This window comes from Streptomyces muensis, from assembly GCF_021474425.1.
GTDB classification, from domain to species: domain Bacteria; phylum Actinomycetota; class Actinomycetes; order Streptomycetales; family Streptomycetaceae; genus Streptomyces; species Streptomyces muensis.
The window spans coordinates 1-26,528 of record NZ_JAKEIP010000111.1; the positions used below are offsets into that span (position 1 = coordinate 1).

At 71.2% G+C, this 26,528-nt stretch carries 20 protein-coding genes and 2 pseudogenes; 19 read left to right on the forward strand and 3 right to left on the reverse strand.

Annotated features, from left to right (window positions below; translation table 11 throughout):
• Positions 1–77: 77 nt before the first annotated feature.
• From L0P92_RS24390 to L0P92_RS24445, 12 genes and pseudogenes are all read left to right on the forward strand, one after another.
• Positions 78–545: pseudogene (locus L0P92_RS24390) on the forward strand (substrate-binding domain-containing protein); the annotation flags it as partial.
• Between the two features lie 68 nt (positions 546–613).
• A complete protein-coding gene (locus L0P92_RS24395) occupies positions 614–1,828 on the forward strand; it encodes a Gfo/Idh/MocA family protein (RefSeq protein WP_234765040.1) in 1,215 nt (404 codons plus the stop codon).
• Positions 1,829–1,859: 31 nt separating this feature from the next.
• Entirely contained in the window at positions 1,860–2,867 is a 1,008-nt protein-coding gene (locus L0P92_RS24400) for a sugar phosphate isomerase/epimerase family protein (RefSeq protein WP_234765041.1), read from the forward strand.
• A 457-nt stretch (positions 2,868–3,324) separates the two neighbouring features.
• Complete coding sequence (locus L0P92_RS24405; protein ID WP_372497314.1) at positions 3,325–4,197, forward strand: inositol-3-phosphate synthase; 873 nt, start codon at positions 3,325–3,327, stop codon at positions 4,195–4,197.
• Complete coding sequence (locus tag L0P92_RS24410; protein ID WP_372497315.1) at positions 4,194–5,282, forward strand: SCO3242 family prenyltransferase; 1,089 nt, start codon at positions 4,194–4,196, stop codon at positions 5,280–5,282. The genes L0P92_RS24405 and L0P92_RS24410 overlap by 4 nt, the downstream gene beginning before the upstream one ends.
• Complete coding sequence (locus L0P92_RS24415; protein ID WP_234765043.1) at positions 5,279–6,157, forward strand: sugar phosphate isomerase/epimerase family protein; 879 nt, start codon at positions 5,279–5,281, stop codon at positions 6,155–6,157. The genes L0P92_RS24410 and L0P92_RS24415 overlap by 4 nt, the downstream gene beginning before the upstream one ends.
• Positions 6,154–6,792 carry an EboA domain-containing protein gene (locus L0P92_RS24420; protein WP_234765045.1) on the forward strand — a complete coding sequence of 213 codons (639 nt, stop codon included), beginning with the start codon at positions 6,154–6,156 and terminating at the stop codon, positions 6,790–6,792. The genes L0P92_RS24415 and L0P92_RS24420 overlap by 4 nt, the downstream gene beginning before the upstream one ends.
• Positions 6,792–7,646, forward strand: coding sequence for a TatD family hydrolase (locus L0P92_RS24425; RefSeq protein WP_234765047.1), 855 nt, complete (start codon positions 6,792–6,794; stop codon positions 7,644–7,646). The genes L0P92_RS24420 and L0P92_RS24425 overlap by 1 nt, the downstream gene beginning before the upstream one ends.
• A 3-nt stretch (positions 7,647–7,649) precedes the next feature.
• A complete protein-coding gene (gene eboE / locus L0P92_RS24430; protein ID WP_234765049.1) occupies positions 7,650–8,819 on the forward strand; it encodes a metabolite traffic protein EboE in 1,170 nt (389 codons plus the stop codon).
• Positions 8,816–10,216 carry an alkaline phosphatase family protein gene (locus tag L0P92_RS24435; RefSeq protein WP_234765050.1) on the forward strand — a complete coding sequence of 467 codons (1,401 nt, stop codon included), beginning with the start codon at positions 8,816–8,818 and terminating at the stop codon, positions 10,214–10,216. The genes eboE and L0P92_RS24435 overlap by 4 nt, the downstream gene beginning before the upstream one ends.
• A 58-nt stretch (positions 10,217–10,274) precedes the next feature.
• Positions 10,275–11,438, forward strand: coding sequence for a sugar phosphate isomerase/epimerase family protein (locus L0P92_RS24440; RefSeq protein ID WP_234765052.1), 1,164 nt, complete (start codon positions 10,275–10,277; stop codon positions 11,436–11,438).
• 224 nt (positions 11,439–11,662) lie between these two features.
• Positions 11,663–13,783 (forward strand): PQQ-dependent sugar dehydrogenase, encoded by a 2,121-nt coding sequence (locus L0P92_RS24445; protein ID WP_234765053.1) that lies wholly within the window; start codon positions 11,663–11,665, stop codon positions 13,781–13,783.
• Between the two features lie 518 nt (positions 13,784–14,301).
• Here the strand turns inward: L0P92_RS24445 and L0P92_RS24450 are convergent.
• Positions 14,302–15,522, reverse strand: coding sequence for a metallophosphoesterase (locus L0P92_RS24450; protein WP_234765060.1), 1,221 nt, complete (start codon positions 15,520–15,522; stop codon positions 14,302–14,304).
• A 536-nt stretch (positions 15,523–16,058) separates the two neighbouring features.
• Here L0P92_RS24450 and L0P92_RS24455 point away from each other — a divergent pair.
• The 6 genes and pseudogenes from L0P92_RS24455 to L0P92_RS24480 form a co-directional block, all read left to right on the forward strand.
• Positions 16,059–16,178: pseudogene (locus tag L0P92_RS24455) on the forward strand (phosphotyrosine protein phosphatase); the annotation flags it as partial.
• A gap of 549 nt (positions 16,179–16,727) precedes the next feature.
• Positions 16,728–17,699, forward strand: a complete 972-nt coding sequence (locus L0P92_RS24460) for a hypothetical protein (RefSeq protein ID WP_234765061.1) — start codon at positions 16,728–16,730, stop codon at positions 17,697–17,699.
• Positions 17,700–18,093: 394 nt separating this feature from the next.
• Positions 18,094–18,624, forward strand: coding sequence for a PleD family two-component system response regulator (locus L0P92_RS24465; RefSeq protein ID WP_308289753.1), 531 nt, complete (start codon positions 18,094–18,096; stop codon positions 18,622–18,624).
• 248 nt (positions 18,625–18,872) lie between these two features.
• A complete protein-coding gene (locus L0P92_RS24470) occupies positions 18,873–19,334 on the forward strand; it encodes an RICIN domain-containing protein (RefSeq protein ID WP_273634089.1) in 462 nt (153 codons plus the stop codon).
• Positions 19,335–19,470: 136 nt separating this feature from the next.
• Positions 19,471–19,917 carry a TetR/AcrR family transcriptional regulator gene (locus L0P92_RS24475; protein ID WP_234765065.1) on the forward strand — a complete coding sequence of 149 codons (447 nt, stop codon included), beginning with the start codon at positions 19,471–19,473 and terminating at the stop codon, positions 19,915–19,917.
• A gap of 1,413 nt (positions 19,918–21,330) precedes the next feature.
• A complete protein-coding gene (locus L0P92_RS24480; RefSeq protein WP_234765067.1) occupies positions 21,331–22,095 on the forward strand; it encodes a DUF899 family protein in 765 nt (254 codons plus the stop codon).
• A gap of 282 nt (positions 22,096–22,377) precedes the next feature.
• On the opposite strand, the gene L0P92_RS24485 is transcribed toward L0P92_RS24480, so the two are convergent.
• Both L0P92_RS24485 and L0P92_RS24490 read right to left on the reverse strand, forming a co-directional pair.
• Complete coding sequence (locus L0P92_RS24485) at positions 22,378–23,700, reverse strand: asparagine synthase-related protein (protein ID WP_234765068.1); 1,323 nt, start codon at positions 23,698–23,700, stop codon at positions 22,378–22,380.
• 98 nt (positions 23,701–23,798) lie between these two features.
• Entirely contained in the window at positions 23,799–23,945 is a 147-nt protein-coding gene (locus L0P92_RS24490) for a lasso RiPP family leader peptide-containing protein (RefSeq protein ID WP_234765073.1), read from the reverse strand.
• A 1,113-nt stretch (positions 23,946–25,058) separates the two neighbouring features.
• Between L0P92_RS24490 and L0P92_RS45280 the strand changes: the two genes are divergently transcribed.
• Positions 25,059–26,528 (forward strand): type II toxin-antitoxin system prevent-host-death family antitoxin (locus tag L0P92_RS45280; RefSeq protein ID WP_308289754.1); only part of this gene is annotated, 1,470 nt, incomplete at its 3' end.

Consider the following 26,528-nt stretch of genomic DNA (forward strand, 5'->3'; position numbering starts at 1 on the left):
GCGGCAGCAACGTCGACGTAGACGCCTATCACCACTGGGTCGGTGCGGCTCCCGTCCACAGGTCTTGACAATTATTCACCCAGCAGCGCACCAAGGGCTTCGACGACGCCCTGAAGAACTACCCCAACATCAAGAAGGTGGCCCGTCAGGCCGCCGACTTCACGGTCGAGTCCGGCCAGGCCAAGATGGCCCAACTCCTCCAGGCCCAGTCCAGCTTCGACGCGCTGTGGAACCACGACGACGACCAGGGCGTCGGCGCGCTGCGCGCCATCGACCAGGCCGGCCGTGACGACTTCCTGATGGTCGGCGGCGCGGGCGCCAAGTCCGCGATGGACGCCATCAAGGCCGGCAACAGCGTGCTCAAGGCGACCGTCCTGTACCCGCCGACGATGGCGGCCTCCGCCATCGATCTCGCCCGGGCGCTCGGCCAGGGCAAGGGCGTCGGCGGCCTCGCCGAGTTCGAGATCCCGTCCTCGCTGACGCTCTACTCGGCCGTGGTCACCAAGGACAACGTCGACCAGTACCTGCCGACCGGCTTCATCTGACCGGGCCGGGCCACGCGTCCCGCCAAGACAGCGATGAGTCAGTGACACTCCGACGAGGAGGAATCCGCATGGAACAGAGGGACAGCCGGATCGCACCACCCGCACTCGGTGTGGGCATGGTCGGCTACGCGTTCATGGGCGCCGCGCACTCCCAAGGGTGGCGCACCGTAGGGCACGTTTTCGACCTGCCGCTGCGGCCGGTCCTGGCCGCGATAGCCGGCCGTGACGCGCACGCCGTGAGGGCGGCCGCCGACAAGCACGGCTGGGCCGCGGCGGAGACCGACTGGCGTGCCCTCATAGCCCGCGACGACGTACAGCTCGTCGACATCTGCACACCGGGCGACAGCCATGCGGAGATCGCGATTGCGGCGCTGGAGGCGGGCAAGCACGTGTTGTGCGAGAAGCCGCTGGCCAATTCGGTCGCCGAGGCGGAGGCCATGGTCGCGGCCGCCGAAGCGGCCCGCTCGCGCGGGCAGTTGGCCATGGTGGGCTTCAACTACCGGCGCGTGCCCGCTCTCACCTTCGCCCGTCGGCTCATCGGCGACGGCAGGCTCGGCACGCTGCGCCACGTGCGGGTCAGCTACCTCCAGGACTGGCTGGTCGACCCGGACTTCCCGCTGACGTGGCGGTTGCAGCGGGAGCACGCGGGGTCGGGGGCGCTCGGCGACCTCGGCGCCCACATCGTCGACCTCGCACAGTACCTGACGGGGGAGGTGCTGGTCGGCGTCTCCGCCCAGCTGGAGACCTTCGTCAAGGAGCGCCCCCGTCTCGACGGTGCCTCCTCGGGCCTGACCGCTTCCGGCGGCGCCCGGCGCGGGCCGGTGACCGTCGACGACGCCGCCGTCTTCACCGGTCGGTTCTCCTCGGGGGCGCTCGCCACGTTCGAGGCGACCCGGATGGCGACAGGACGCAAGAACGGCCTGCGGCTGGAGATCAACGGCGAGTTCGGTTCACTCGCCTTCGACCTCGAACGGCTCAACGAGCTGTCCTTCCACGACCACCGGGAGCCCGCCGCCACGGCCGGGTTCCGCAGGATCGTCGTCACCGAGCCGGAGCACCCGTACCTGGAGGGCTGGTGGCCCCCGGGCCACGGCCTCGGTTACGAGCACACCTTCGTCCACCAGGCCCGCGACCTGGTCGAGGCCATCGCGTCCGGCACCGACCCGATGCCGTCGTTCGCCGACGGTCTGCAGGTGCAACGGGTGCTCGCCGCCGTGGAGGAGAGCGCCGAGAAGAACTCCGTCTACACCCCTGTCCAGGCCGTCGAGGCCGAAGTCCGGTAGAGATCCGGCAGGAACCACGCTCGGAGGCACCATGCCACGCCCGTTCACCCTGTTCACCGGTCAGTGGGCCGATCTGCCACTGGAGGAGGTCTGCCGACTGGCCCGCGACTTCGGTTACGACGGTCTCGAACTCGCCTGCTGGGGCGACCACTTCGAGGTCGACAAGGCCCTCTCCGATCCCGGATACGTGAAGTCCCGGCAGCAACTCCTGGAGAAGTACGGCCTGAAGTGCTGGGCCATCTCCAACCACCTCGTGGGCCAAGCCGTCTGCGACGCCATCATCGACGAACGCCACCAGGCCATCCTGCCGGGCGAGGTATGGGGTGACGGCGATCCGGAAGGGGTACGAAGGCGGGCCGCGGACCGTGTCAAGGACACCGCGCGCGCCGCTGCCGCCTTCGGCGTCGACACCGTCATCGGCTTCACCGGCTCCGCCATCTGGCACCTGGTCGCCATGTTCCCGCCGGCGCCCGAGTCGATGATCGAGCGCGGCTACGAGGACTTCGCCACCCGCTGGAACCCGATCCTCGACGTGTTCGACCAGGAGGGCGTGCGGTTCGCCCACGAGGTCCACCCCAGCGAGATCGCGTACGACTACTGGACCACTCAGCGGGCGCTGGAGGCGGTGGGGAACCGTCCTGCCTTCGGGCTGAACTTCGATCCCTCGCACTTCGTGTGGCAGGACCTCGACCCGGTCGGTTTCCTGTGGGACTTCCGCGACCGTATCTACCACGTGGACTGCAAGGAGGCGCGCAAGCGTCTCGACGGGCGCAACGGCCGTCTCGGTTCCCATCTGCCGTGGGGTGACCCGCGTCGCGGTTGGGACTTCGTCTCCGCCGGGCACGGTGACGTCCCCTGGGAGGACGTCTTCCGGATGCTGCGCTCCATCGACTATCAGGGGCCCATCTCCGTGGAGTGGGAGGACGCCGGCATGGACCGGCTCCAGGGCGCCCCGGAGGCGCTGACCCGCCTGAAGGCGTACGACTTCGAACCCCCGACGGCGTCCTTCGATGCCGCCTTCGGAGGCGGCGACAACTAGACGCTCCCACGCGAGAGCGCGGGGCGCAGCCGACCCGCCCGGTGGCAGGTAGGCCACCGGGCACATCCGGGCTGCCCCGATACGGCTTTGTCCTGGCCCTGGAAGAAGTTCGCCTTCTTCGTGCACAAGGGGTTCCCGTCAAGGACGAACGGGGCTACGGTCCCTTTCGTGCACAGGAACCACACAGTGGTTCGGTACTGACGGCGCAATCAGGTGGTACGGCACCCCGGCCACGAGACCGACTTACTGAGGACGTCCCGCGCAGCGCAGGGCCAAGAGCCCCCAGGTATCCCGCATTTCTCACCGGCGGCCCTCTGCCGCCCACTTGCACGCCGTAACCGCGCCCACCACGGAGCAGTCCTCCCAGGCCGCGGCCAAAGCCGCCCATATGCCGGCGGTGGGTGGGAGACCCCCGAGCCCCCACCCACCGTCCTCCACAGCACATCGGCACATCGACATGGCAGGGAGGCAGCCCGTGAACAACGACGGGAACGCATCGGAGCCCCAGCTCGGCTCGGAGCCCCAGACCGGCGAGCGGACCCCACGCACCGGCGTCTGGTTCGTCGGAGCCCGCGGTTCGGTGGCCACCACCGCCGTCGCCGGATGCGCGGCCATCACCGCCGGACTGCATCCGCCCACCGGCATGGTCACCGAGACTCCGCCGTTCGACGGCACCGGCCTGCCGCCCAGCTCCCTCTACGCGGCCGCCGCCGTGCGAGCCGGCTGCCCCTACGTCAACTTCACGCCGTCCACCGGGCTGCGCACCCCGGCCCTCACGGACGCCGCCGCGGCCGGCGGACTTCCCCACGCGGGCCGTGACGGCAAGACCGGCCAGACGCTGCTGCGAGCCGTGCTCGCCCCGATGTTCGTCCAACGCGCCCTGGAGGTACGGGCTTGGTCGGGCACCAACCTGCTGGGCGGAGGCGACGGGGCCGCGCTGGCCGACCCCGGCGCGGCCGCGGCGAAGAACGCCGGCAAGGAACGCGTTCTGACCGACACCTTCGGGCACACCCCGCAGGGCGAAGTGCACATCGACGACGTACCGGTGCTCGGCGACTGGAAGACCGCCTGGGACCACATCGCCTTCGAGGGCTTCCTCGGCTCGCGCATGATCCTCCAGACCATCTGGCAGGGCTGTGACTCGGCCCTGGCCGCACCGCTGGTCCTGGATCTGGCCCGCCTGGTCGCCCGCGCCTACGAGGCGGGCCTGTCCGGTCCGCTCCCGCAACTGGGCTTCTACTTCAAGGACCCCGACGCGGGCCCGTCGGGTCTCTCGGAGCAGTTCACCGCGTTGCTGTCGTTCGCCGACCGCCTGCGGGAGGCGCGGTGATCCGCTCCCTTCTGCTCCGCCTCGCCCCGCCCGCGCCTGTGCGCACCCCGAAGCCTGCCCGGCCTGGGAACGGTCAGCGCCCCGTGGGGGCCGTACCGGGGCGCGGGCGACGGGCGCGGCTGCGGGACTGGGCCGAACTGCTCCGCGTCTCTGCCCTGTTCACCGTTCCCGGCGACGCCCTCGCCGGCGCCGCGGCCACCGGTCTGCGGGCCAACCGGGGCACGGCGTACGCCGTGGGCGCCTCGCTCTGCCTCTACGAGGCGGGTATGGCGCTGAACGACTGGGCCGACCGCGACGAGGACGCCGTCGAGCGCCCCCATCGACCCGTCCCCTCCGGCCGTATCTCCCCGACGGCGGCGCTGGGCGCGGCCGGCCTTCTGACCGCGGCCGGGCTGACGTTCGCCGCTCGCGCGGGCCGCCCCGCACTCGCGGTGGCATCGGCACTGACCGCCACCGTCTGGGCGTACGACCTCCGGTTGAAGCACACCCCCGCGGCCCCCGCGGCGATGGCCGCGGCCCGCGCCCTGGACCTCGTGCTCGGCGCCACGGCCACCATGTCAGCGGCCGCCCGCGAGGGGCAGGGGAGCGGACGGGGACTTGCCTTGATGTCCCGTCAGGACCAGAGGACCGGACCAAACCGACCAAGCGGACCTGGACTTCCGTCCGTGTCCGATGCCGCCCTCCGCACTGCGTCCCCCGCCCTGGCGCTGGCCGCCCACACCTACGCCGTCACCGCCGTCTCGCGGCACGAGACGCACGGCGGTTCCCCGCTCACCCCCCTCGCCGCCCTCGGCGCGACGACCACGCTCGGCCTGCTGCTGGCACGGACACGGGCGACGACGACAGGGATCTTCCCGGCACTGACGGCCGCCGCGTACGTCCGTACCACCGCCCTTCCCTGCCTGCACGCCGCCCTCAACCCGTCCCCGCCCCTCACACAGCGCGCCGTCGGCAGCGGGATCCGCGCCCTGATCCCGCTCCAGGCCACACTCGCCGCCCGGTCCGGGGCGAACGTCACCGCTCTCGCCGTGCTGGGGCTCGTACCCATGGCCCGCGCGCTCGCACGGAAGGTGAGCCCCACATGAGCAACCGACAGCGACTCCGCCTCGGTTACGGCACCAACGGCCTCACCGACCTCCGTCTCGACGACGCCCTCGGCCTGCTCGCCGACCTGGGCTACGACGGCGTCGGACTCACGCTCGACCACATGCACCTCGACCCGCTCGCACCCGATCTCGCCGCCCGTACCGCCCGCGTCGCCCATCGGCTCGACGCCCTCGGCCTCACCGCGACCGTCGAGACCGGCGCCCGCTACGTGCTCGACCCGCGCCGCAAGCACGGTCCGTCGCTGCTCGACGCGGATGCCGAGGGCCGTGCCGCCCGCACCCGGCTGCTGATCACGGCGGTCCAGGTCGCGGCGGACCTCGGAGCCCACGCCGTGCACTGCTTCAGCGGCATCACGCCGCCCGGCACCGACGACGACACCGCGTGGCAGCGCCTTCAGGAGGCACTCGCGCCCGTGCTCGACGCCGCAGCGGCCGCCGATGTGCCGCTGGCGATCGAACCCGAACCGGGCCACCTGCTCGCCACCCTCGCCGACTTCCATCACCTGCGCACCTCGCTCGGCAGCCCTCCTTCCCTCGGCCTGACCCTCGACATCGGCCACTGCCAGTGCCTGGAGCCGGAGCCGCCCGCCGCGTGTGTCCGCGCGGCCGCGCCCTGGCTGCGGCATGTGCAGATCGAGGACATGCGGCACGGAGTGCACGAGCATCTGCCGTTCGGCGACGGCGAGATCGACTTCCCGCCCGTGCTGGAGGCCCTCGCCGACACCGGCTACCAGGGTCTGACCGTCGTCGAACTGCCCCGCCACTCCCACGCCGGGCCTGAACTGGCCCGGTCTTCCCTCGAGTTCCTCCAGGCCGTGCCGGCCACCAGCACGAAGGGAGCGTCGGCATCATGACGCAGCCCTCTTTCCGGACCCGTGACGACGTGAGTGCGGCACTGCCCGACGACACCGCGCGCGCCTGGTTCGACGAGGCGTTGGCCGACGCCGCGGCCGCGGCACAGGCGCCACCGCAGGCCCCCTCCCCGTACCTCGCCCACCCCTGGGAGCTGCGCTTTGCCGCCGCCGGGCGGCACTGCGGCCACGACAACGCGGACGCCGTCCGTGCGCTGCTCCTGGTCGAGGCCCGGGCGGGACTGGAGACCCTGACCCGGCTCTACCGGCACGGCAGCGCAGCCGAACGCCGCGCCGTGCTCCGGGCGCTGCCTGCCCTGGTCGAAGGACCACACGCCGTGCACCTCGTCGAGGACGCTCTGCGCAGCAACGACACCCGGCTGATCTCCGCCGCCGTCGGCCCGTACGCCGCCGCACACCTCGAACCGCACGCCTGGCGGCACGCGGTCCTGAAGTGCCTGTTCACCGGCGTCCCCCTCGACGCCGTCGCCGGCCTGGCGCAGCGGGCGGCCGGCGACGGCGAACTGGCCCGCATGCTCACCGACTATGCCGCCGAGCGAACAGCCGCCGGCCGTGACGTCCCCGACGACCTCGGTCGCGTGCTGAACCTGACGGGCGAAGAGCCCAAGGAGCTGTGATGCGCATCTTCGACCCGCACATCCACATGACGTCCCGCACCACCGACGACTACGAGGCCATGTACGCCGCCGGTGTGCGCGCCGTCGTCGAACCCTCCTTCTGGCTCGGGCAGCCCCGCACCTCGCCCGCTTCGTTCTTCGACTACTTCGATGCCCTCCTCGGCTGGGAGCCCTTCCGTGCTGCCCAGTACGGCATCGCGCACCACTGCACCATCGCCCTCAACCCCAAGGAGGCCAACGACCCGCGCTGCATGCCGGTCCTGGACGCCCTGCCCCGCTACCTGGTCAAGGACGGTGTCGTCGCCGTCGGCGAGATCGGCTACGACTCCATGACACCGGCCGAGGGCACCGCGCTCGCCGCCCAGCTCCAGCTTGCCGCCGACCACGGCCTGCCCGCTCTCGTCCACACGCCCCACCGTGACAAGCTCGCCGGTCTCGACCGCACCGTGGACGTCGTCCGCGAGTCGAGCCTGCCCATGGAGCGGGTGCTGCTCGACCACCTCAACGAGACGACCGTCAAACACGCCAAGGACAGCGGCTGTTGGCTCGGCTTCTCCGTCTACCCGGACACCAAGATGGACGAGGGCCGCATGGTCGCCGTCCTGAAGGAGTACGGCCCGGAGAAGGTTCTCGTCAACTCGGCCGCCGACTGGGGAAAGAGCGACCCGCTGAAGACCCGCAAGGTCGCCGACGCCATGCTCGCGGCCGGCTTCGGCGAGGACGACGTCGAGCGGGTGCTGTGGCGCAACCCGGTCGCCTTCTACGGGCTCAGCGGCCGTCTCCGCCTCGACGTCCCGGTCCCGCAGACGCAGAGCCTGCACGAGGGCAACTCGATCCTGCGCGGGGGCGAGTAGGGCATGCGCTTCCGCCACCCCGACGGCTCCACCGTCCACCTCGCCTACTGCACCAACGTCCACCCGGCCGAAACCCTCGACGGTGTCCTCGCCCAACTGCGCGACCACTGCGAGCCGGTCCGCAAGAGCCTGGGACGCGACCGCCTCGGCATCGGCCTGTGGCTCGCCAAGGACGCCGCACGGGCACTGATCACCGACCCGGTGACGCTGCGCGGCCTGCGCGCCGAGCTGGACCGGCGCGGCCTCGAAGTCGTCACGCTGAACGGATTCCCCTACGAGGGGTTCGGCGCCGAAGAGGTCAAGTACCGCGTCTACCAGCCGGACTGGGCCGATCCCGAACGTCTCGCGCACACCACCGACCTGGCCCGGCTCCTGACCGCGCTGCTGCCGGACGATGTCACCGAGGGGACCATCTCCACACTTCCGCTCGCCTGGCGCACCGGCTTCGACGAGCGCGCCGCCGCCACCGCGGGTGCTGCGCTGACCATGCTGTCGGGGCGGCTCGACGCGCTGGAGGAGCTGACCGGCAAATCGATCCGTATCGCCCTGGAACCGGAGCCCGGGTGCAAGGTGGAGACCACCGCGGACGCGATCGGACCGCTCACCGCCCTGCCCGGCGACCGCATCGGCGTGTGCGTCGACACCTGCCATCTCGCCACGTCCTTCGAGGACCCGGCAACGGCGCTGACCGCGCTCGGGGCGGCCGGCGTCGCCATCCCCAAGGCCCAGCTGTCGGCGGCCCTGCATGCCGAGGAACCCCGTCGACCGGAGGTCCGCGAGGCCCTCGGCGCCTTCGCCGAACCGCGCTTTCTGCACCAGACCCGCACGCTGACCCCTGGTGGACTGCGCGGTACCGACGACCTCGCCGAGGCAATTGCGGGCGATGCCCTGCCCGACGTCGCACCCTGGCGCGCGCACTTCCACGTCCCCCTGCACGCCCCGCCCGCCCCACCGCTCACCTCCACTCTGCACGTGCTTCAGGAGGCCCTGGCCCTGCTGGTGGGAGGCGTGGTGCCGCGCACGCGTCACCTCGAGGTCGAGACCTACACCTGGCAGGCGCTCCCGCCCGAACTGCGCCCCCGCACCAGGACCCAGCTCGTGGACGGCATCGCCGCCGAACTGACCCTCGCCCGCGACCTGTTGACCGACCTCGGCCTGAAGGAGCTGCCATGAGCGACCACCCCTCCGACGCCGCAGGCCCGACTCCGCTCCTGGTCCTCGACGTGGTCGGCCTCACCCCGCGTCTCCTGGACCACATGCCTCGCCTCAAGGCGCTGGCGGCCTCCGGCTCGCAGGCGCACCTGTCCACCGTGCTCCCGGCCGTCACCTGCACCGCGCAGTCCACCTTCCTCACCGGCACCCACCCGTCGGAGCACGGCATCGTCGGCAACGGCTGGTACTTCCGCGAGCTCGGCGACGTACTCCTGTGGCGCCAGCACAACGGCCTGGTCGCCGGCGACAAACTCTGGGACGCCGCCCGCCGCGCACACCCCGGCTACACCGTCGCCAACATCTGCTGGTGGTACGCCATGGGCGCCGACACCGACATCACCGTCACCCCCCGTCCGATCTACTACTCCGACGGCCGCAAGGAACCCGACTGCTACACCCGGCCGCCCGCCCTGCACGACGAACTCACCGAGAAACTCGGCACGTTCCCCCTCTTCCACTTCTGGGGGCCGGGCGCTGACATCGTCTCCAGCCAGTGGATCGCCGACGCGACCCGCCACATCATGCGCACCCGTCGGCCCGACCTGACGCTGTGCTACCTGCCGCATCTCGACTACGACCTGCAGCGCTTCGGCCCCGACGACCCGCGCTCCCATCGGGCCGCCGCCGAACTGGACGCCGTCATCGGCCCGTTGCTGGACGACGCCCGCGCCGAGGGCCGTACCGTCGTCGCCCTGTCGGAGTACGGCATCACCCGCGTGAGCCGCCCCGTCGACATCAACCGCGCCCTACGCCGCGCGGGCCTGTTGGAGGTGCACACGCAGGACGGCATGGAGTACCTCGACCCGATGGCCTCCCGTGCCTTCGCGGTGGCCGACCACCAGATCGCCCATGTCTATGTACGCCGACCGGAGGACCTGGAGGCGACCCGAGCCGTCCTCGCCGATCTGCCCGGCATTGAGCAACTCCTCGACGACGACGGCAAGAAGGCCAACGGGCTCGATCACCCGCGTGCGGGCGAGCTCGTCGCCGTGGCGGAGCCGGACGCCTGGTTCACGTACTACTACTGGCTCGACGACGCCCGCGCCCCCGACTTCGCGCGACTCGTCGAGATCCACCGCAAGCCCGGCTATGACCCCGTCGAGCTGTTCATGGATCCCGAGGATCCTTACGTGCGGCTCAAGGCGGCCAAGGCGGTGGCCCGCAAGAAACTCGGCATGCGCTACCGGCTCGCCGTCGTACCCCTTGACCCCACCCCCATCCGCGGCAGCCACGGCCGCCGCCCTCCGAGCGACGGCGAAGGTCCGCTCGTCCTGGTCTCCACCCCCCGCGCAGTGTCCGGCCGCGTCGCGGCCACCGAAGTGAAGTCCCTGCTCCTGCGGCTCGCCGGCCTCTCCTGAGGCGGCAGCCGTCGGGCACGCATCCGCAGCACTCGCGACAACGAAAGAGAGAACCACTGTGACCGCGTTCAACGACGAAGCCGTCACCGACGACGCCCTGCGCCGCGCACTGGGCGTCAGCCGCCGCCGTTTCCTCAGCACCTGCACGGCCGTTTCCGCCGCGGCGATAGCCGCCCCGGTCTTCGGCGCCGCGCCCGCCCTGGCGCAGGACAGATCCGAGGCCGCCGTGGCGGACCGGGGCCGTTCCGCTCTGGTCCCGCCGCACAAGCGCGGCATCATCCTCTACACCGTCCGTGACGCGATAGGCCGCGACCCGCTCGCCTCCGACCTGCCCTCCGGGTTCCGTGAGGTGTTCCGGCAGCTGTCGCGCTTCGGCTACCGCCAGGTGGAGTTCGCCGGCTACGGCCAGCACGCCAACGCGCCCGGCGGCGCCGATCTGGGCACCGTCCAGGGTGCGAGGCTCATGCGGTCCTGGCTCGACGAGTACGGGCTGCGGGCGCAGGGCAGCCACGGCTTCATCCCGCCGTCCTGGCCGCTGACCCCGTCGGACCTGGACACCTTCAAGCGCTTCCTGGAGATCGCCAACATCCTCGGCATGGAGCACATGGGCACCGGAGCCGACCCCACCAACACCCGCTACCGGGCCGACTGGGACGTCGCCGCGGAGAAGTGGAACACCCTCGGTGCCATCGCCCGCCGTGAGGGCATCAAGCTCTACACCCACAACCACGACGCCGCCTACGACTTCCTGCTCGACGGCGGCCCGCTCGACGTCCAGGGCAAGCCGACCCGCAGCTCCGGCATCCGGAAGCTGGAGTACTTCCTGAAGGTGACGGACCGTAAGAACGTGTACCTGGAGCTGGACGTGTTCTGGGCACATGTGGCCCAGTACAAGTTCCACACGTACACCGCCCACGACGGCTCGCAGCGCGAGGACGTCTTCGATCCGGCCGCACTCGTGGTCCGCAACACCAACCGCTTCCCGCTCTTCCACGCCAAGGACGGCGTGGTCAACCTCCAGAGCGGACTGGGCTACGACATGGTGCCGTTCGGCACGGGCGACATCGACTACCGCAGGTTCTTCACCCGGGTGGGCGCGAAGAACTACCACAACCCGATGGTCGAGCAGGACAACGCACCGAGCACGACCGCCCCCGGTCAGTCCCTGGAGTTCGCCAAGGTCGGCTACGACAACCTCTCGGCCCTGCGCGCCTGCAGCTGACGGAGCGTAACTGACGGGGCGTCACCCGTGGTGCCCGCCCGGCCCGCGTCTTGGCGGCGTCGGGCGGGTCCCTGGCGTGCCCGAAAAAGCATGAAACACCAGGACAAACTTTCCTCGAAGAGATTGAAACTTTGTCCTTGACGAGTTGAAAGTGGTCGCCCTAGCGTCCAACTCACGCATTTCGCCTGCCTTTTCACCCGCTGGCCGGACCAGAGGAGTTCTGAGTGCGCAACAGACGGATCGTCACCCTCGTGGGGGCGGCTGTGTTGGCCGGAGCCATCGGGCTTCTGCCTCTCCCCGCAGCCCAGGCCGCCAAATCGGACCCCGTACCGCCGTCCCCGTCGGCCTTTCAGAAGGTCACCCTCAACGACCGCCCGGGCGAGCCGATGGCCCTGGCCGTGCTGCCCGACCGGCGCGTGCTGCACACCGCGCGCACCGGAGAGGTCCGCATCCACGACCCCGAGAGCGGCGTCAACTTCCTTGCCGCCGACATGAAGAAGAGCCCCGCCGGGCTCTACCAGCACGACGAGGAGGGCGTGCAGGGCATCGCCATCGACCCCGGCTTCGCCAAGAACCGCTGGGTCTACCTCTACTACTCGCCCCGCCTGGACACCCCGATGGACGACCCGGCCACCCCGGGCGTCAACGAGGGCGACGCACCGCAGTTCGGCACCGCCGCGGACTTCGCCAAGTACAAGGGGTTCACCCGGCTGTCGCGGTTCAAGCTCGTGGGCAACAAGCTCGCCTACAACACCGAGCAGAAGATCATCGACGTGCCGGCCGACCGCGGCATCTGCTGCCACGTCGGCGGCAAGATCGACTTCGATCACAAGGGCAACCTGTTCCTGTCGACCGGCGACGACTCCAACCCGTTCTCCTCCGACGGCTACGCCCCGCTCGACGACCGCCCCGACCGCAACCCGGCCTACGACGCCCGGCGCACCGCGGGCAACACCAACGACCTGCGCGGCAAGGTCCTGCGCATCAAGGTCAAGCGCGACGGCGGCTACGCGATACCCGAGGGCAACCTCTTCGCGCCGGGCACGGCGAAGACCCGCCCCGAGATCTACGCCATGGGCCTGCGCAACCCCTTCCGCTTCGGAGTGGACGACAGGACCGGCGAACTCTACGTCGCCGACTACTCGCCCGACGCCCGCACCGCCAACCCGGGCCGTGGCCCCGCCGGCCAGGGCCGCTGGATGGTCATCGACCGCCCCGCCAACTACGGCTGGCCGTTCTGCGTGACCCAGGACCAGCCCTACCAGGACTACGACTTCGCCACCCAGACCTCCAGCGGCGCCTTCAACTGCGCCAAGCCGGTCAACGACTCCCGCCACAACACCGGCCGCAGCGAGCTGCCCCCGGTCGAGGACGCGGAGATCGTCTACGGCTACGGCGCCTCCGCACAGTTCCCCGAGCTCGGCACCGGCGGCATCGGCCCCATGGGCGGCCCGGCGTACCGCTACGACAAATACAACAAGGCCGCCAACCGCTGGCCCCAGTACTTCGACGGCAAGCCGCTCTTCTACGAGTGGACCCGCGACCAGATGAAGGCCATCACCCTCGGCAGGAAGAACGAGGTGCAGAAGATCGAGGACGCGATCCCCTCGATCAAGACGGACGGCCCGATCGACGCCGAGTTCGGCCCGGACGGCGCCCTGTACGTCCTCGAATACGGCACCGGGTACTTCGCCGAGCTGCCCGAGGCCCAGCTCTCCCGCATCGACTTCACGCGGGGCAACCGCACCCCGGAGCCCAAGGTCGCCGCGGACGTGACCAACGGCACCAGCCCGCTGACGGTCCAGTTCTCCAGCGCCGGCACCAAGGACGCCGACGGTGACGCCCTGCGCTACGCCTGGGACTTCGACGCCGACGGCACCGTGGACTCCAGGGAGGCCAACCCGAAGCGCACCTTCGACAAGAACGGTGTCTACGACGCCACGCTGAAGGTCACCGACAGCACCGGCCGCTCGGCCTCCGCCTCGGTTCCGGTCGTGGTCGGCAACAAGGCGCCGGTCGTCTCCCTCACCACCGACCCGGCTTCGCACGGCGGCACCCCGTTCCACTGGGGTGACACGGTCACCTGGCAGGTCACCGTCACCGACGACCAGCCGGTGAACTGCGCGAAGGTCACCGTCTCCTTCATCCTCGGCCACGACACACACGGCCACCCGCTGTCCTCCAGCAACGGCTGCTCCGGCTCGTTCAAGACCTTCGTGGACGGCGGTCATGCCGGTTCGGACAACCTCAAGGCGGTCTTCAACGCCACCTACACGGACACGCCCCCTGACGGCCTGCCGTCCCTCTCGGGCAGCGCCGAGGTCGCACTGACACCGGCGGACTGACCGGATCCGACACCGCGGCGGGGCACCACCCGGGATTCTCCCGGACAGTATCCGGGCGTAGGTGTTGCGGGCCTCACGCCTCCTTGGCCGTGAGGCCCGCAGCGTTGCACGGAGTGGGCTTGTGTCGGGCCCGGAGTTGCGTTTCGGGAGGCCTGGCCCGGGCGCGAGTCTCGGCTGCTGTGATGGCGGCCGTCGGCATGGCGTGAATTTCGCGGAAGCATTCTGGCTGTTGCCGATTTGTCCGGGAAGCCGAGGCTCGCTTGCTGCTTGCTGCTTGCTGCTTGCTGTTTGCTGTTTGCTGCCCCTGTCGGTGGGCGCGGGTTCCATGGAGCGCCGGGGGGCGGGCTGGGCGTCGGTCGGCGTGGTTGCGACGTGCTGGGCGTGTATGCCCGCTTGTTGGAGCCGTCGGTCCGGGAATGGTCGGGATCTTGGCTTCGGCGGGCGGTCCTGGTCGTCTGTCGGCGCCGCGTCCCTCGGCTTGTGGACTGTTCCAACCGGATGTGTTGGCCGGCCCTGTGCTATGGCGAGGTGGGCGGGTGCGGGGAGCGGAGCACGAGCAGGGTGATCTCGCTGGGGGCGAGGATGCGGAAGGGCGGGCCCCAGAAGCCGGTGCCGCGGCTGGTGTAGAGGAGGGTGCGCGGGCTGTGGTGGCTGAGGCCGGCGAGGGCGGGCTGGTCGATGCGGACCAGGTGGTGGAAGGGCCAGATCTGGCCGCCGTGGGTGTGGCCGGAGAGCTGGAGGTCGATGCCGGCGGCTGCCGCCCGGTCGATGAACTTGGGCTGGTGTGCCAGCAGCAGGACGGGCAGGCCGGGGTCGGCGCCGTTCAGGGCTCCCGCGAGGTGGGCGCGGTGGCCCGCCAGGCCGGAGGACTCGGCGGTGACGTCGTCCACGCCGGCGACCACGAGGGTGTCGCCTCCGCGTTCGAGCAGCAGGTGGCGGTTGCGCAGCGGTTCCCAGCCCAGCTCGTCCATGAGGTCGACCCAGCCCTGGGCCTGGCTGTAGTACTCGTGGTTGCCGGTGACGTATACCCGGGCCCGGGTGGCCCGCACGGTGCCGAGTGGGGCGGCTTGTGCGCGGCGGCGTTCGGCTGTGCCGTCCGCGATGTCGCCGGTGTGGCAGACCAGGTCGGCTTCCAGGGTGTTGACCGTCTCGCACACCCGTTCCGACCAGTGGGCGCGGTCGAGCGGGCCGTAGTGGGTGTCGGTGATGAGGACGACGCGGAGGCCGTCCAGCCCGGTACCCAGCCGTGGAAGTCGCACCTCGAGGCGGCGCACCCGTGGCACGCGGCGGGCTTCGGCGTACCCCCAGGCGAGCAGTACGGCGCTGACGCCGAGGACGGCCCACGTGACGATGCGGGCCCGGTCCTGGCTCTCGCCGACGCCGGCCACGGTCAGGGCGAGCCGCAGGAAGACGCCGAGCAGAACGGACCAGGTGAACAGAACCCAGCTCGTGCCCAGCAGGGTGTCGCCGAGGATCGCCGCCCGGTCCTGCTGGCGCCGGCCGTGGCCGCGCACCATCGCGAGCGGCATTCCGACGAGGCCGAGGACGAGCAGCGCGGTGCCGGCCAGCGTGACTGGCAGCGGCCAGTGCTGGCCGGTGTACAGAAGCACCCAGCAGGGCACGGTCCACAGCAGGACGGGAGCGATCAAGGGGATGTAGCGCATCAGGCGGTGCAGTCGGCTCCGCCGCGGAGCTGGCGCGTCGCTGTCGGCGGGCCGGGTGCTGCTGGTGTCGGTCACGCTTCGTCTCCCTGACCAGGCTGCTGTCTCGCGCAGGGTATCCGGTCGTCCCCGGGGCCCCGGTATGCACTGCTGCGCGACTGCGGAGCGTGAACTGACGGTCGGAGCAGGTGACTTGAGCGTACATATGGCGGCCCCGGTCCCACGGCCCACGAAGCGGTGCTGCGCTTCACGCCCGGGCGTGTGCTTCAGATGTACGTCACGATCGGCCGGTGCAGGGGCCGGTCGGTGGCTATCTCGCCGAACGGCTGGCGGGCTGTGCACGGCGCGCTGCACCGGCGGCCCCTGACGGTCTTCGGGGTGTCGCCGAGGTGAGCGCCGGACCCGCCAGGTCTCGGCGGTCAGTGTCCGTCCCTGCCGGTCTTCGGGGTTTCGGCGAGGTGGGGTTCGGGCTTGTGGGGGTTTGGTGGTCGGCGGGGTGGGTTGTGGTGGGTGTGTAGCGCCAGTGCCAGGCAGAGTGTGGTCGTGGTGATGGTGAGTGAGGCGAGGCGTGCCCATGAGGTGTTCGCGGCCGGTGCCTGGGCGGCGAGGAGGACGACTGGCGGCTCGACGACCCCGCCGGCCGGGGCGTCGCCGCCGTACGGCCGATCCGGGACGAGGTCGAGCAGCGTGTGCGCGGTCTGCTCGCCGAGCTCGGCATCCCCGCCACGAGCTGACCCGGCGCTGCCCGAAAGCGTTCTGGTTGAGAGAAGTGACCAGGCCGGAACTGATGGCACCTGACCAGATCGTTCGGGGCATGACTGACCTCTGCAACTACCCCGGGCACCATCAGCCTACGACCCCTGGGCAACCCGAAGACTCGGGTTTTCCGGTCACGGCCCCTGCTGGCCCCAGGTGAGCTGCGCGTTTGGGATGACAGGCTGTTTGACCTGGCCTTCTCTCGATCAGAATTCTGCACGCTGCTGTCCACCAGGCAGAGCGGCATGCGCGTCGCACAACTGTGGTTCTCGCTGCCCGTACTTGGACCGCCTGCGGCACCACGACGTGCCGTCGGCTCGGGGTCATTGAGTGCCGGAAGGCCAGCTGGCCCGCTGAGTGGGGCAGTTGGCCAGGGAGATCCGCCCGGCCAAAGGCTCTTGGCAGGGCGGGGGGCGACAGTGACGTCGGGGAGAACGTCCGGTGACGCGAGGGTGGGCCACCGCAACCGGCCTGGAGTTACAGCGGTCACACAGGTAGTGCAATGGGCCCGCATGCGAGGTGTGATCATGAAAGGCCGTCAGCTGCTTCTTGTCACCGCCGCCGTGCTGCTCCCGGCGGCACTGCTGACCGGCACCACCGCACATGCTGCCGACACGCCGACGCCCACGGCTCCGATCATGTCCGGCGCGCCCTTCTCGTCCGCGTCCGCTCCCGAAGTCGCCTCTCCGGCACAGCCGCCGTCGCCGGCCGTGTCCCTGCCGGCATCCCCGACGCAGGCCGCCTCTGCCTCCGCATCCCCGCCGCGTTGGACCGAGGAGGACTGTGAACGGTACTGGCCGTCGGATCGGGACCATGGCAGCCTGAAGGTCACTCTCTCCGGTGTGCCTTCGGACATCACGGCAGGCAGCGGCTGGCACGATTTCGCTCTGCGTGTCGAAAACCTCACGGACTCAACCTTCGAGGACCTGTTCTTCACCCTCTTCAGGAACGCGCTCGATCGCATGGTCGACCCGGAGGAGATGTACTCATCAGCCCGGGTGATCCCGCAGTACGTCGATGTTCAGCGTCAGGATCCGACGTCGCGTGTCTGGGTCGACCTCACCTTTCAGCTCGACCCGGAGATGATCGGCCACGACCGACTCCCCAGGGCCGGCGTCGCCCCGCGTGAGACGCTCACGTTCCCGCTCCGCCTGCGCGTCAACGCGGCCATACCCCTCAAGGAGACATCCAAGGGCGGCATCCACGTGCAGATACTGCGCCCGGAAGCGGACGGCAGGTGCAGGCTGACGGTCGGCAGGGAGTCGTTCTTCCGCATCCACAAGCCCGGCGCGGCCCCCGGGAACGGGACCGCCTCCACGTCGGGCAACACCACCCCCGGCCCGCAAACCGGCGGCACGGGCAGGGCATCGGCCGCCACCTGCTCCGCGCTTCCCTGGCTCGCCCTCGCCGGCGGCACGGCCGTGACGGTCGGCGGCGGCGCGGTGTACGCGGTACGGCGCCGCCGGAGGGCCCGCAGCAAGGCTGACCAGGTCGCCTGACCGGGATCCGTGCCTTCTCAGGCCGCCATCAGGCAGAAGGTCTGGCTTGCCGCAGAACAGTCATTGCCGCCCGGCATCTGCGGACGACGTGCTCCTTCCATCCGTTGAAATGCGGGCAGCTGTCCACTGCTCGGCCAGCGCACGGATGCGTACGCGGCAGCTGCGCGCGGAAAAGGCCCCACGATCCCCCAGCGAGCCGCGACCGGCGCAGCCGGGGCGTCCACCCACGCTCCTGGTATGGCCCGCACGGGACGCTGCCGCCGAACAGGCTCTCAGTGGCTCCGGCTTCCGGACGGTCCTCGTGTGCTCGCGGGAGGAGATCGACGCACAGCCGGCCGCGCGTCCGGCTGCTGTCCTGGTCGACCCGTTGACTGGTCCGCTCACCCGGACTGCCTTGCAGTCGCTGCGTCAGGCCTCCGTGGCGGCCGAGGTTCCACTGCTGATGACGGTTGGCCTGGGGCAGGCTCGGAAGGAGGCGGCGTACGGGGCCGATCCGGCGGTGCTGCTGAAGGTGCTGGCCCCACGGGACAGCGAGCAGCATCCACCCCGGGTGCTCCTCCTTGAGGAGCGGACAGAGGTGGTGATCGCACTGACATCGATGCTCGAACGGCGCGGGATGCAGGTCGCACGTGCCCTTCACACCGACGACGCCGTGACACTTTCCGGTCAGATGCGGCCGAACCTCGTGGTCATGGGCCTCAAGACGACTGCGATCAGGCGACGCACGGGTCTTGTCGACGCCCTACGCTGCACTGGCCAACTCGGCCATACCCCATCAGCGGTCTACACAGCGGCCGATATGAGCCAGGCTGACCGAGACCTACTGGTTGCCGGCAAGCACGTGCTGTTCCTCGCGGAGCGCTCCACAAGCGCGGATGTGCAGAGTCGAATCCTGGAAGTGCTGGTCCGGATCAGCAGCGGTTGACGAAGCAGAAGGTGGCTCACTGGCAGCGAATCCTCTGACAGGGAGGTTCGTGAGCTGGTGTCCGTTTCCCGGTGAGCTCGCGGCTCGGCTGCACCGGTGGCCGGGCGGGTCCGGGAGGTACTGGTGGTTCCGGTAGGGGAGGCAGCCGGGGTATTGGGAAGTGATGGTGGAGGTGTGCTCACTTCGCACTCGTCGGGGATGCATATCGGTAGCGTCTCGGCCTAAATACGCCGAGCAGAGGGGGACATATGTTTTTGAGGAAGTTGGCCGCCGTAGGGGCGGTCGTCGGGCTCGCGGTGGGCCTGAGCAGTACACCGGCGAGCGCGATTCCACAAAGAACCTCCTTCGAGAACCAGGCCCCGGAGGGGTCGTGCTTGGACTTCCGGGCCGACTACGGCCCGTACGTCTTCGGATGCAACGGCACCACCTACCAGCAGTGGTACTGGGACGACGACTACGAGGTCACCGCGCTGCGGCAGAGAGCAACCGGGTTGTGCCTCACGCTGCGCAACGGCCAACTGACCATGAAGAACTGCCTCGCTGACGACGCCGCAGCAATGTGGTTCATCGACACCAGTTCCCACTCGGCCGGTGCGACGATCACGAACTACGTGAGCCGCAAGTGCCTCGCGCGGACGGCGAACAACCTTGTCACCACCGCGACGTGCACCGGAGGTAACTCCCAACGCTGGGTTTGGTGGAACCTCTAGAGAATGGTCTTCAGCCCGCTCCCATCTGCTCGGCGGACCTGACCGCGCTCCTTTACACCGGCCTCACCTCAGTGGCAAACGGACATCACCTTACGAACCGCCCTCTGAGAGGTCGTTTGCGTCTGTAGTGCGGGTGTTGGCTGTCGGCACGCTGTACCGGCATTTCCCCACCAAGACCGACCTGGTCGCCTCGGCCGTGGCCGCCTCCATCGAACGAGTCGCAGACGAGGCCGAAGCCGCCGGCCGACGCCTCGACGACGGCGCGAACGCCCTGGAGGAACTCTCCGCCTACCTCGCCCGCGTCGTCGACGCCTGCGCCGCCAACCAGGCCGTCAAGGCCGCCGCCCAGACCCTCGGTGCCGACGGTGTCCGGTCCGGCGCCCTGGACCGAGCCGATGTGGCCCTGGCCCGCCTGATCGAGGCCGGACAGGCCGACGGCGACATCCACCCCGACGTCACCGTCGCCGACCTCCACCTCCTGTGCGGCTCCATCCCCACCGGCGGCTCGATGGCCGACCGCGCGCGCTGGCACACGCCGGTGATGGCGGGGCCGACGACGAGGGCTCGACCGGCCTCGGCCTGACACAACTGCCGCATGCCGAGCAAGGCCAAGGGCAGCTCCTTGGGTTGCGGTGTGCGGGTCTCCCCGATGCGAAGACGGGCCCGCCGGCGAGCAGCGGGGGCGGCTGCGAGGGCTTGCCGCGCGGACGGGGACACCGGCCCGGTGCGCCCTGCCGTCCTGCGGACCGTGCTTGTCTACGACGGCCCCGGCTACGGGCAGACCGAAGGGCGCCCACGCCGAGGGATGCGCTCATCAGCGCGGTGGCGCAACCAGGCCGCTCCGGGGGCAGCTCGTCGCGGATGATGCTGATGGGCGAGCGGGACGGCGCCGGCAGCCAGTCCCTGCAGCGCCCGGCTGGCGAGCATCGGGGGCAGACGGTCGCTGAGGGCGGCGCTGAGCGACGTGCCTTTGGCTGCCGGAACCAGTCCGGTTTTGAAGGCTCGGGCGGCGCCGGGGCCGAGGTGTCGTCGGCCTGCGCCGCTCCGCGTGCCTGCGGTGCGGCCGCGTCCGAGGTCATCGCTCCCGCCAGCGGGGCCGCGGCGAGTGGGCGACCAGATGCTCGTGCGGCAGGTGCCGGCCCAGCAGCACAACCTCGGTCAGGGCTCTCCATGCCGTCCCGGTCGCCGTGTGCCCTGCACGCAGCGGCCCACCAGGTGTCGTGGACCGGGGGTGAACTTCCCTGCGGAACAGGCTTGTTCCAGCGCGGTCGCCCCGGGCAGGGCTCACGGTGTGCGGACCAGCGCCTCCAGGTAATGGTCCAGCACCAGCCGGATCCGGCCTTGGTCATCAGCCGTTCGTGCCGGGCGACTTCGACGCCCTCGTCGTAGAGCAGCGGCTCGCAGGCGTGCAGTATCGCCCGCACCCGCCTTCCGGTCAGCCGCACCGGCACGGAGTAGACGTGCGGACGCTGATCTGGCTGTAGCGGTCCACTCGCAGCGCGAACGTCCGGCCCGTCTCGAAGGGCTCGGCCGGCAACGGCGTCAGCACGGGCTGTTCCGCAGCGGCGTACTCGCCGGTGGTCCGCGGACGGGAGCGGATCCGCCGGGCGTCGTCCTCCTCGTCCCAGCGATCGACCAGCGCGTTCAGCTCGGCCAGGGAGTCGACCTCGGAACAGGGACGAAGTGGCTGCAGCGGAAGTAGTCGATCCGCCCCCCGACTCCGCCCTTCGCGTAGGCGCCCTCGATGCCTGTCGCCTTGGGTGACCGGATGTGTGCGGGCCTGCTCGATCGCGTCGGTGTGCCCATCGCGGTAGTGGAGCTGATGGCCTGCTTGAAAGTCCCTGGTCCTGCTCTTCGGCCCTGCTTGGTCGGGGGCTCAGCCAAGGGGGAATCGGGGGCGTCGTCACGGTCCGTGCGATCCGGCGAGATGGCGGCCAGTAGCGCCTGCCACGGGCTCCACCGATGATTTCTTGCGGGTTGCCGAGTCAGTAGGGCCATGACTTATGTGAGCAAGCCGCCGGTCGTCTCCCGCCGGGAGTGGCTGGCCGCGATCGACGCCCTGCGTGTGAGGGAGAAGGCGCACACCCGCGAGGGCGACGCAATCGCCGCCGCCCGGCGAGGGCTGCCCATGACCGAGGTGGACCCGTCGGCCCCGCTCGTCGGAGGCAAGGGGCACGTTCCCCTCATTGACGTCTTCGAGGGCCGCACCCAGTTGTTCGTGTCGTATCACATGTGGCACGACGGCCACACCGCCGCCGACCAGTGTGAGGGCTGTACCTTCTTCACCGGCCAGGTGCGTGAACTGTCCTATCTGCACCAGCGTGACGTCACCTTCGCCGTCTTCTGCCAGGGCCCCTACGAGGAGTCCGACCGCTATCGCCGCTTCATGGGCTGGGACATGCCCTGGTACTCGGTGCCCGCCGAGTCGCACGAACGGCTCCTCGCCGGCCGCCACTTCGGGATGAAGGCGTGCTATCTCCGTGACGGGGACCGCGTCTACGAGACGTACTGGACCACCGGACGCGGTGTCGAACCCATGGCGCCGTCCTACGGCATCCTCGACATGACCGTCTATGGCCGGCAGGAGACCTGGGAGGAATCCCCGCCAGGCTGGCCGCAGCCGTACGAGACGCTCGGCCAGCAGTTCCGCATGGACGGACGGCCGACCGCGCAATGGGCACGGATCGCCGCAGGCCACGACGACGACCTCCACAGCGGACGGCCCAGCGCAGGCACGGACAGCTCAGGCTGCTGCTCCTGAACCCGAGCAGGACCACCGCCGCGGCAGAGCAAGGGCCGTCTCGGCGGTGTGGTCGAAGCCTGGTCACGAGAACGCGCTGGCGGCGCCTGTGACGAGTCCGTGGGGCCGGGCGTCTGGAACGGCCGTCCGGCTGTAGGGAGTTTGTGATGATGATGCCGGGCAGGCCCGGTGCGGGCGTAGCGTCTGTGTGCGGGATAGGGCGTGCCGTAGAAGGCCGTTGTGGAAGTGTGGCAGTCCCGTGAACACGTGCCGTCCGCCGGTCTGCGGGCGGTGCACTCGCCCTCACGGCCTCCGTTCCCCGCTCAGCTGGAGGGCCTGCTCGCTTGCCCAGGGCGGAAGATGCGGGCTCAGTCCCCAGCACAGGTCGTCGCGGCCCACGGGCGTGCGCAGCACCCCAGCGGCTTCGGCGAGCCGGGTGGCGTACGAGCCGCGGTCGAGCAGCAGCCGTGCGGTCGCCGCCAGCGGCCGGCGCCGTCGTGCACGCCACCCGGCCGCGTGCCGCAGCCCGGCCGCGGGGGAGCGCCGCAGCAGAGCGTGCACGTACGAGGGTTTCGACTGCACGACCTGGTCCCCGCCGTGACCGGACAGCCGCAGCCGCGCCCCGCGTGCCCGCATGTGCTCGACCAGGTACTGCTGCTGCACCCGCGCGCGCAGCGTCACCGACGGCTCGTCACCGCCGTCGACGTCCTGGTCCAGCCCGCTGAACTGGGCGGGCACATCGGCCGGCTCGAACACCAGGTGCGCGATGCGGGGCAGGTGCCCGGCGGCCCGGGCGGCGTAGAGGCGGTCCTCGTTGGTGGGTGCGCCCGCGGCCAGGGTGACGGTGACCAGCCGGGCGCCGGCCTGTGCCGCCAGGAAGCACAGTGAGATCGAGTCCATGCCGCCCGACAGGTCCGCGCCCACCAGTTCCTGTGGCCGGACCCGCAGCGCGACCGCCTGGCCAAGTGCCTGGCGCAGTCCGGCCGCGGCCTGAGGCAGCGGCAGTTCGCCCGCGGGCTGCTGCCACCAGCGCCGGGTGCGCACCGCGCCGCCGGGCGCCAGCTCCACGGCGGCGCCGGGCAGTACGGCGTGCACGCCCCGCCACAGGGCACCCCCGGCGAGCGGATGGGGAACGCTGTCACCGGCGAGCCGCAGCGCCAGCTGCGCGGTGTCCAGCCCGGCCGCGGTCAGGCGGGCGAGGACACGGGCCTGGTCGGCGCAGATGGTGGCGCCGCCGGTCTCGGCCCGGTACACCCGCCGCCGTCCGGAGAAGCTGCCGCGCACGTAACTGTGCCCGGCGACGGACGCCAGGACGTGGAAGCAGCCGTGGGCACCCGAAAGGGCCGGCTCGATGTGCGCGATGTCGGTGATCTGCCGGGCCCGCGCGGCCAGTTCGGCCGGCTCGAGGGAACACGTCCCGGCGACCGCCAGGCGCACGTCACCCACGGTGCAGACGGTCAGCTCCCCCTCCTGGGGCCAGCGGCCGGCCGGCCACGGGCGGCCCGATGCATGCGGCACGATGCGCAGCACAGCCGGGCGGGCGGCCTCCCGCAGCCGGTCCAGGAGGCCGGGTGTGAGGTCCCGGTCGGGAAGGACAACGAACCAGCAGGCCGAAGTGGGCCCCATCGGCTTCTCCCAGGTGGGCGACGGGTGACAGCGCGGCGGCGCGGCACCGGGCGCCGGTCCCGGCCCGTACGGGCCGGGACCGGCACCCGTCGGGCGTGTCAGAGCCACAGGCCGACCGGGAAGTCGGGCCAGTCCCCGAACTCGCCCTGGGTCAGCTCGGCGTACTGCCCGGCCTCGGCCAGCAGCGGCGGCTCGTAGACGTCCTCGGTCCCGATGCTCTCCAGCGTCTCCTGCACCGCGGTCACCTCCTCTCACACCGAGGTGGAACTCCCGTCTCCTGCAAGCCAGTTAGGCACGCCACGCCGCGCCCCGGCCACCCCCACCAGGCCGAATCCACCTGAGTGAGGGATGGAAGATCCCGCCCGGCACACGCCGGGGTGCGCACCACCCGCGCACGTGAGATCCCCGTCCTCACCGGCGATGACGGCAGCCTCGATGCCGCGCCGCCGCGCCGCCGGTGCTCGTGCTCGCCGGTCGAGGACCCCCAGCTCGACGAACGCCGCCGACGCGGCCGGCTCACGCGGTGCGGAGAGCCTCAGCAGCGCCTTCGCCGAAGCGGACGTACCGCCCTCCCCGCGGCCCTCCTTCTCCCCGGCCTTCTCCCGGGGCCCTGGCTCCCCTCCTGCCCCGGGAGCGGCTGTGGGCCCGCCGCCGGGCCAACTGCTCGACGACGCGGGCATCATGCGGCCCCGAGCGCCTGAAAGAGCCTCGCCGACCCGCCGTACGCCCGGCTCGTGAGCATGCTGTCCGCCGTCTCACCCAGCCACCCCGCAGCACCGGCACCACGAGCGAGGTCATCCTGCCCTCGCCCGGCTGCATACGCAGCGCCCGTCCCACGGCCTTGAACCAGGTCCGGCATCGCCCCGCGCACGTCCGCGCACGAGGTCCGGCATCGCCCCGCGCACGTCCGCGAACCCCTGCAGCGCAGCGCCGCGGGCCTCGTAGCCCGCTCGCAGGCGCCACCAAGGGGCCGCCAGGCCGGCGATGCCGAATGCCACAGCACGCCAAGCGATCCGATTCGGTGATCTCCCCGGCGCGCCGCACAGAGCCGCTCACCTCGCCCGGGCCTCGCCTGCACGCCGGGCCGCCGCGCAGGCGTGCAGGCGGCCCGGCGGCAGGCGTGCAGGCGGTTGTGCGTGTGGCGGCGATACGCCCGCGATGCTGACCCGCTCGCCCGGTGCGGCCCTCAGGTGACGGCGGGAGCGTGGCCAGCGCCCTGGCCCGCCTGGACTCACGCCGCCCCGGGCCGCGCCCTGTTTCTGTACCGGACGCGATATCTGTACCGGTACTGTTGGCGTTACAAGGCCGGGAATGTGTACCGTTCCTGGTGAACTATGCCCAGAAGAAGGGGCGTTGGAGTGTCTGACGAGGGTGTACCGCTGGCCGGGCCGGTGCCGTCGACGGTACATGAGGCGCGCGGAATGCTGCCGCAGCTGGTGAAGGCTGCGGGTGAGGGCCGCCCCACGCGCCTCACTCGTAAGAACGACGGCCGGGAGTTCCAGGCGCTGCTGGTGTCACCTCAGGCTGCCGAGGAAGCAGGCTGCGATCTCACGGCCGCGCCTGCCTGGCCGACCGCACAGGCCCGCAAGAAGCTCGGCGAGCTGGTCCAGCACGCCGCCGAAGGCCGCCCGCAGGTTCTGCACCGCCACGCCGCCCCCGTCGCCGTCCTGATCCCCCACACCGCGCCCCATCGGCCCGCCGGCCCAGCACCGGCACGGTCCGCCGGCCCGGCACCGGCGGACCAGGACCAGCCTGCCGATGCACCCGTACCCGCATCCGAGCCGGTCCCGGCACCCGCCACCGGGCCCACGGGCCAGGCCGCCCGCGCATCCCTGCCCGGCCCCACCGCGCCGTCCGCGCCGTCCGCGCCGGCCGCCGAACCCACTGCCGGTCCGGCAGCGGCCGCACCCAGGCCCGTGCCGCGGCGTCCGGCCCCGCTTGCCGAGGCCCTGGCCAACCTCCCCGCCCCCGCCTCCGCCGGCGCCGGCCAGGTCCCGGACGCGCCCGCCCGGCTGCCCGGCCTGCCCACCGGCCTCACGGCCCTCGACCAGGCGCTGGGCGGCCTGCAGGCCGGCCGCCTCTACCTCGTCGCCGGCGCGCCCGGTGCCGGCGCCAGCCTCCTGGCCACCCAGGCAGCGCGCACCACCGCCCTCACCGGCCACCTCCCCGTCCTGTACGCCGCCTCCGGCCTGACCCGCGCCGATGTCGCCGCCCGCCTGATCGCCGCCCACACGCCCGTCGACTACCGCCGGCTGCGCGCCGCAGCCCTCACCCCCGACGAGCGCCAGGCCGTTGCCGAGACCACCCGGCTCCTGAGCGGCGCCCCGCTCCTCATCGACGACGGCACCGACCTCGACACCGCCGCGATCACCTCCACCGTCCCCGACATCGACCGTCTCGCCCTCCTGGTCATCGACCGCCTCCAGGCCGTCCACGACCCCCGCCTGCCCCTGTCCGGCCCCCAGGCCGTCACCGACGCCGTCCAGGCCCTGGCCCACCTCGCCCGCACCCGCCACCTGCCGGTCCTCGCCGCCCTGGACACCGACGACCCCCACCTCCTTTCCGCCCTGTCCGCCGACCTCACCCTCACCCTCACCCGCGACGACACCCACGCCCGACTCACCCTCACCGAGCGGGACCTGGGCCCCCTCACCACCGTCGCCCTGACCGCCGACCTCGCCCACGCCCGCTTCACCGACACCGGCGCCCCCCGCGAGGACACCCGCCAGCTCTCCCCACCCGAACCCGACGCCACCACGCCCACCGACACAGCCGCAGCCGCAGCCATCGACACCGCCACAGCCCCGCCTGCGCCCGCAGCCCTGCCT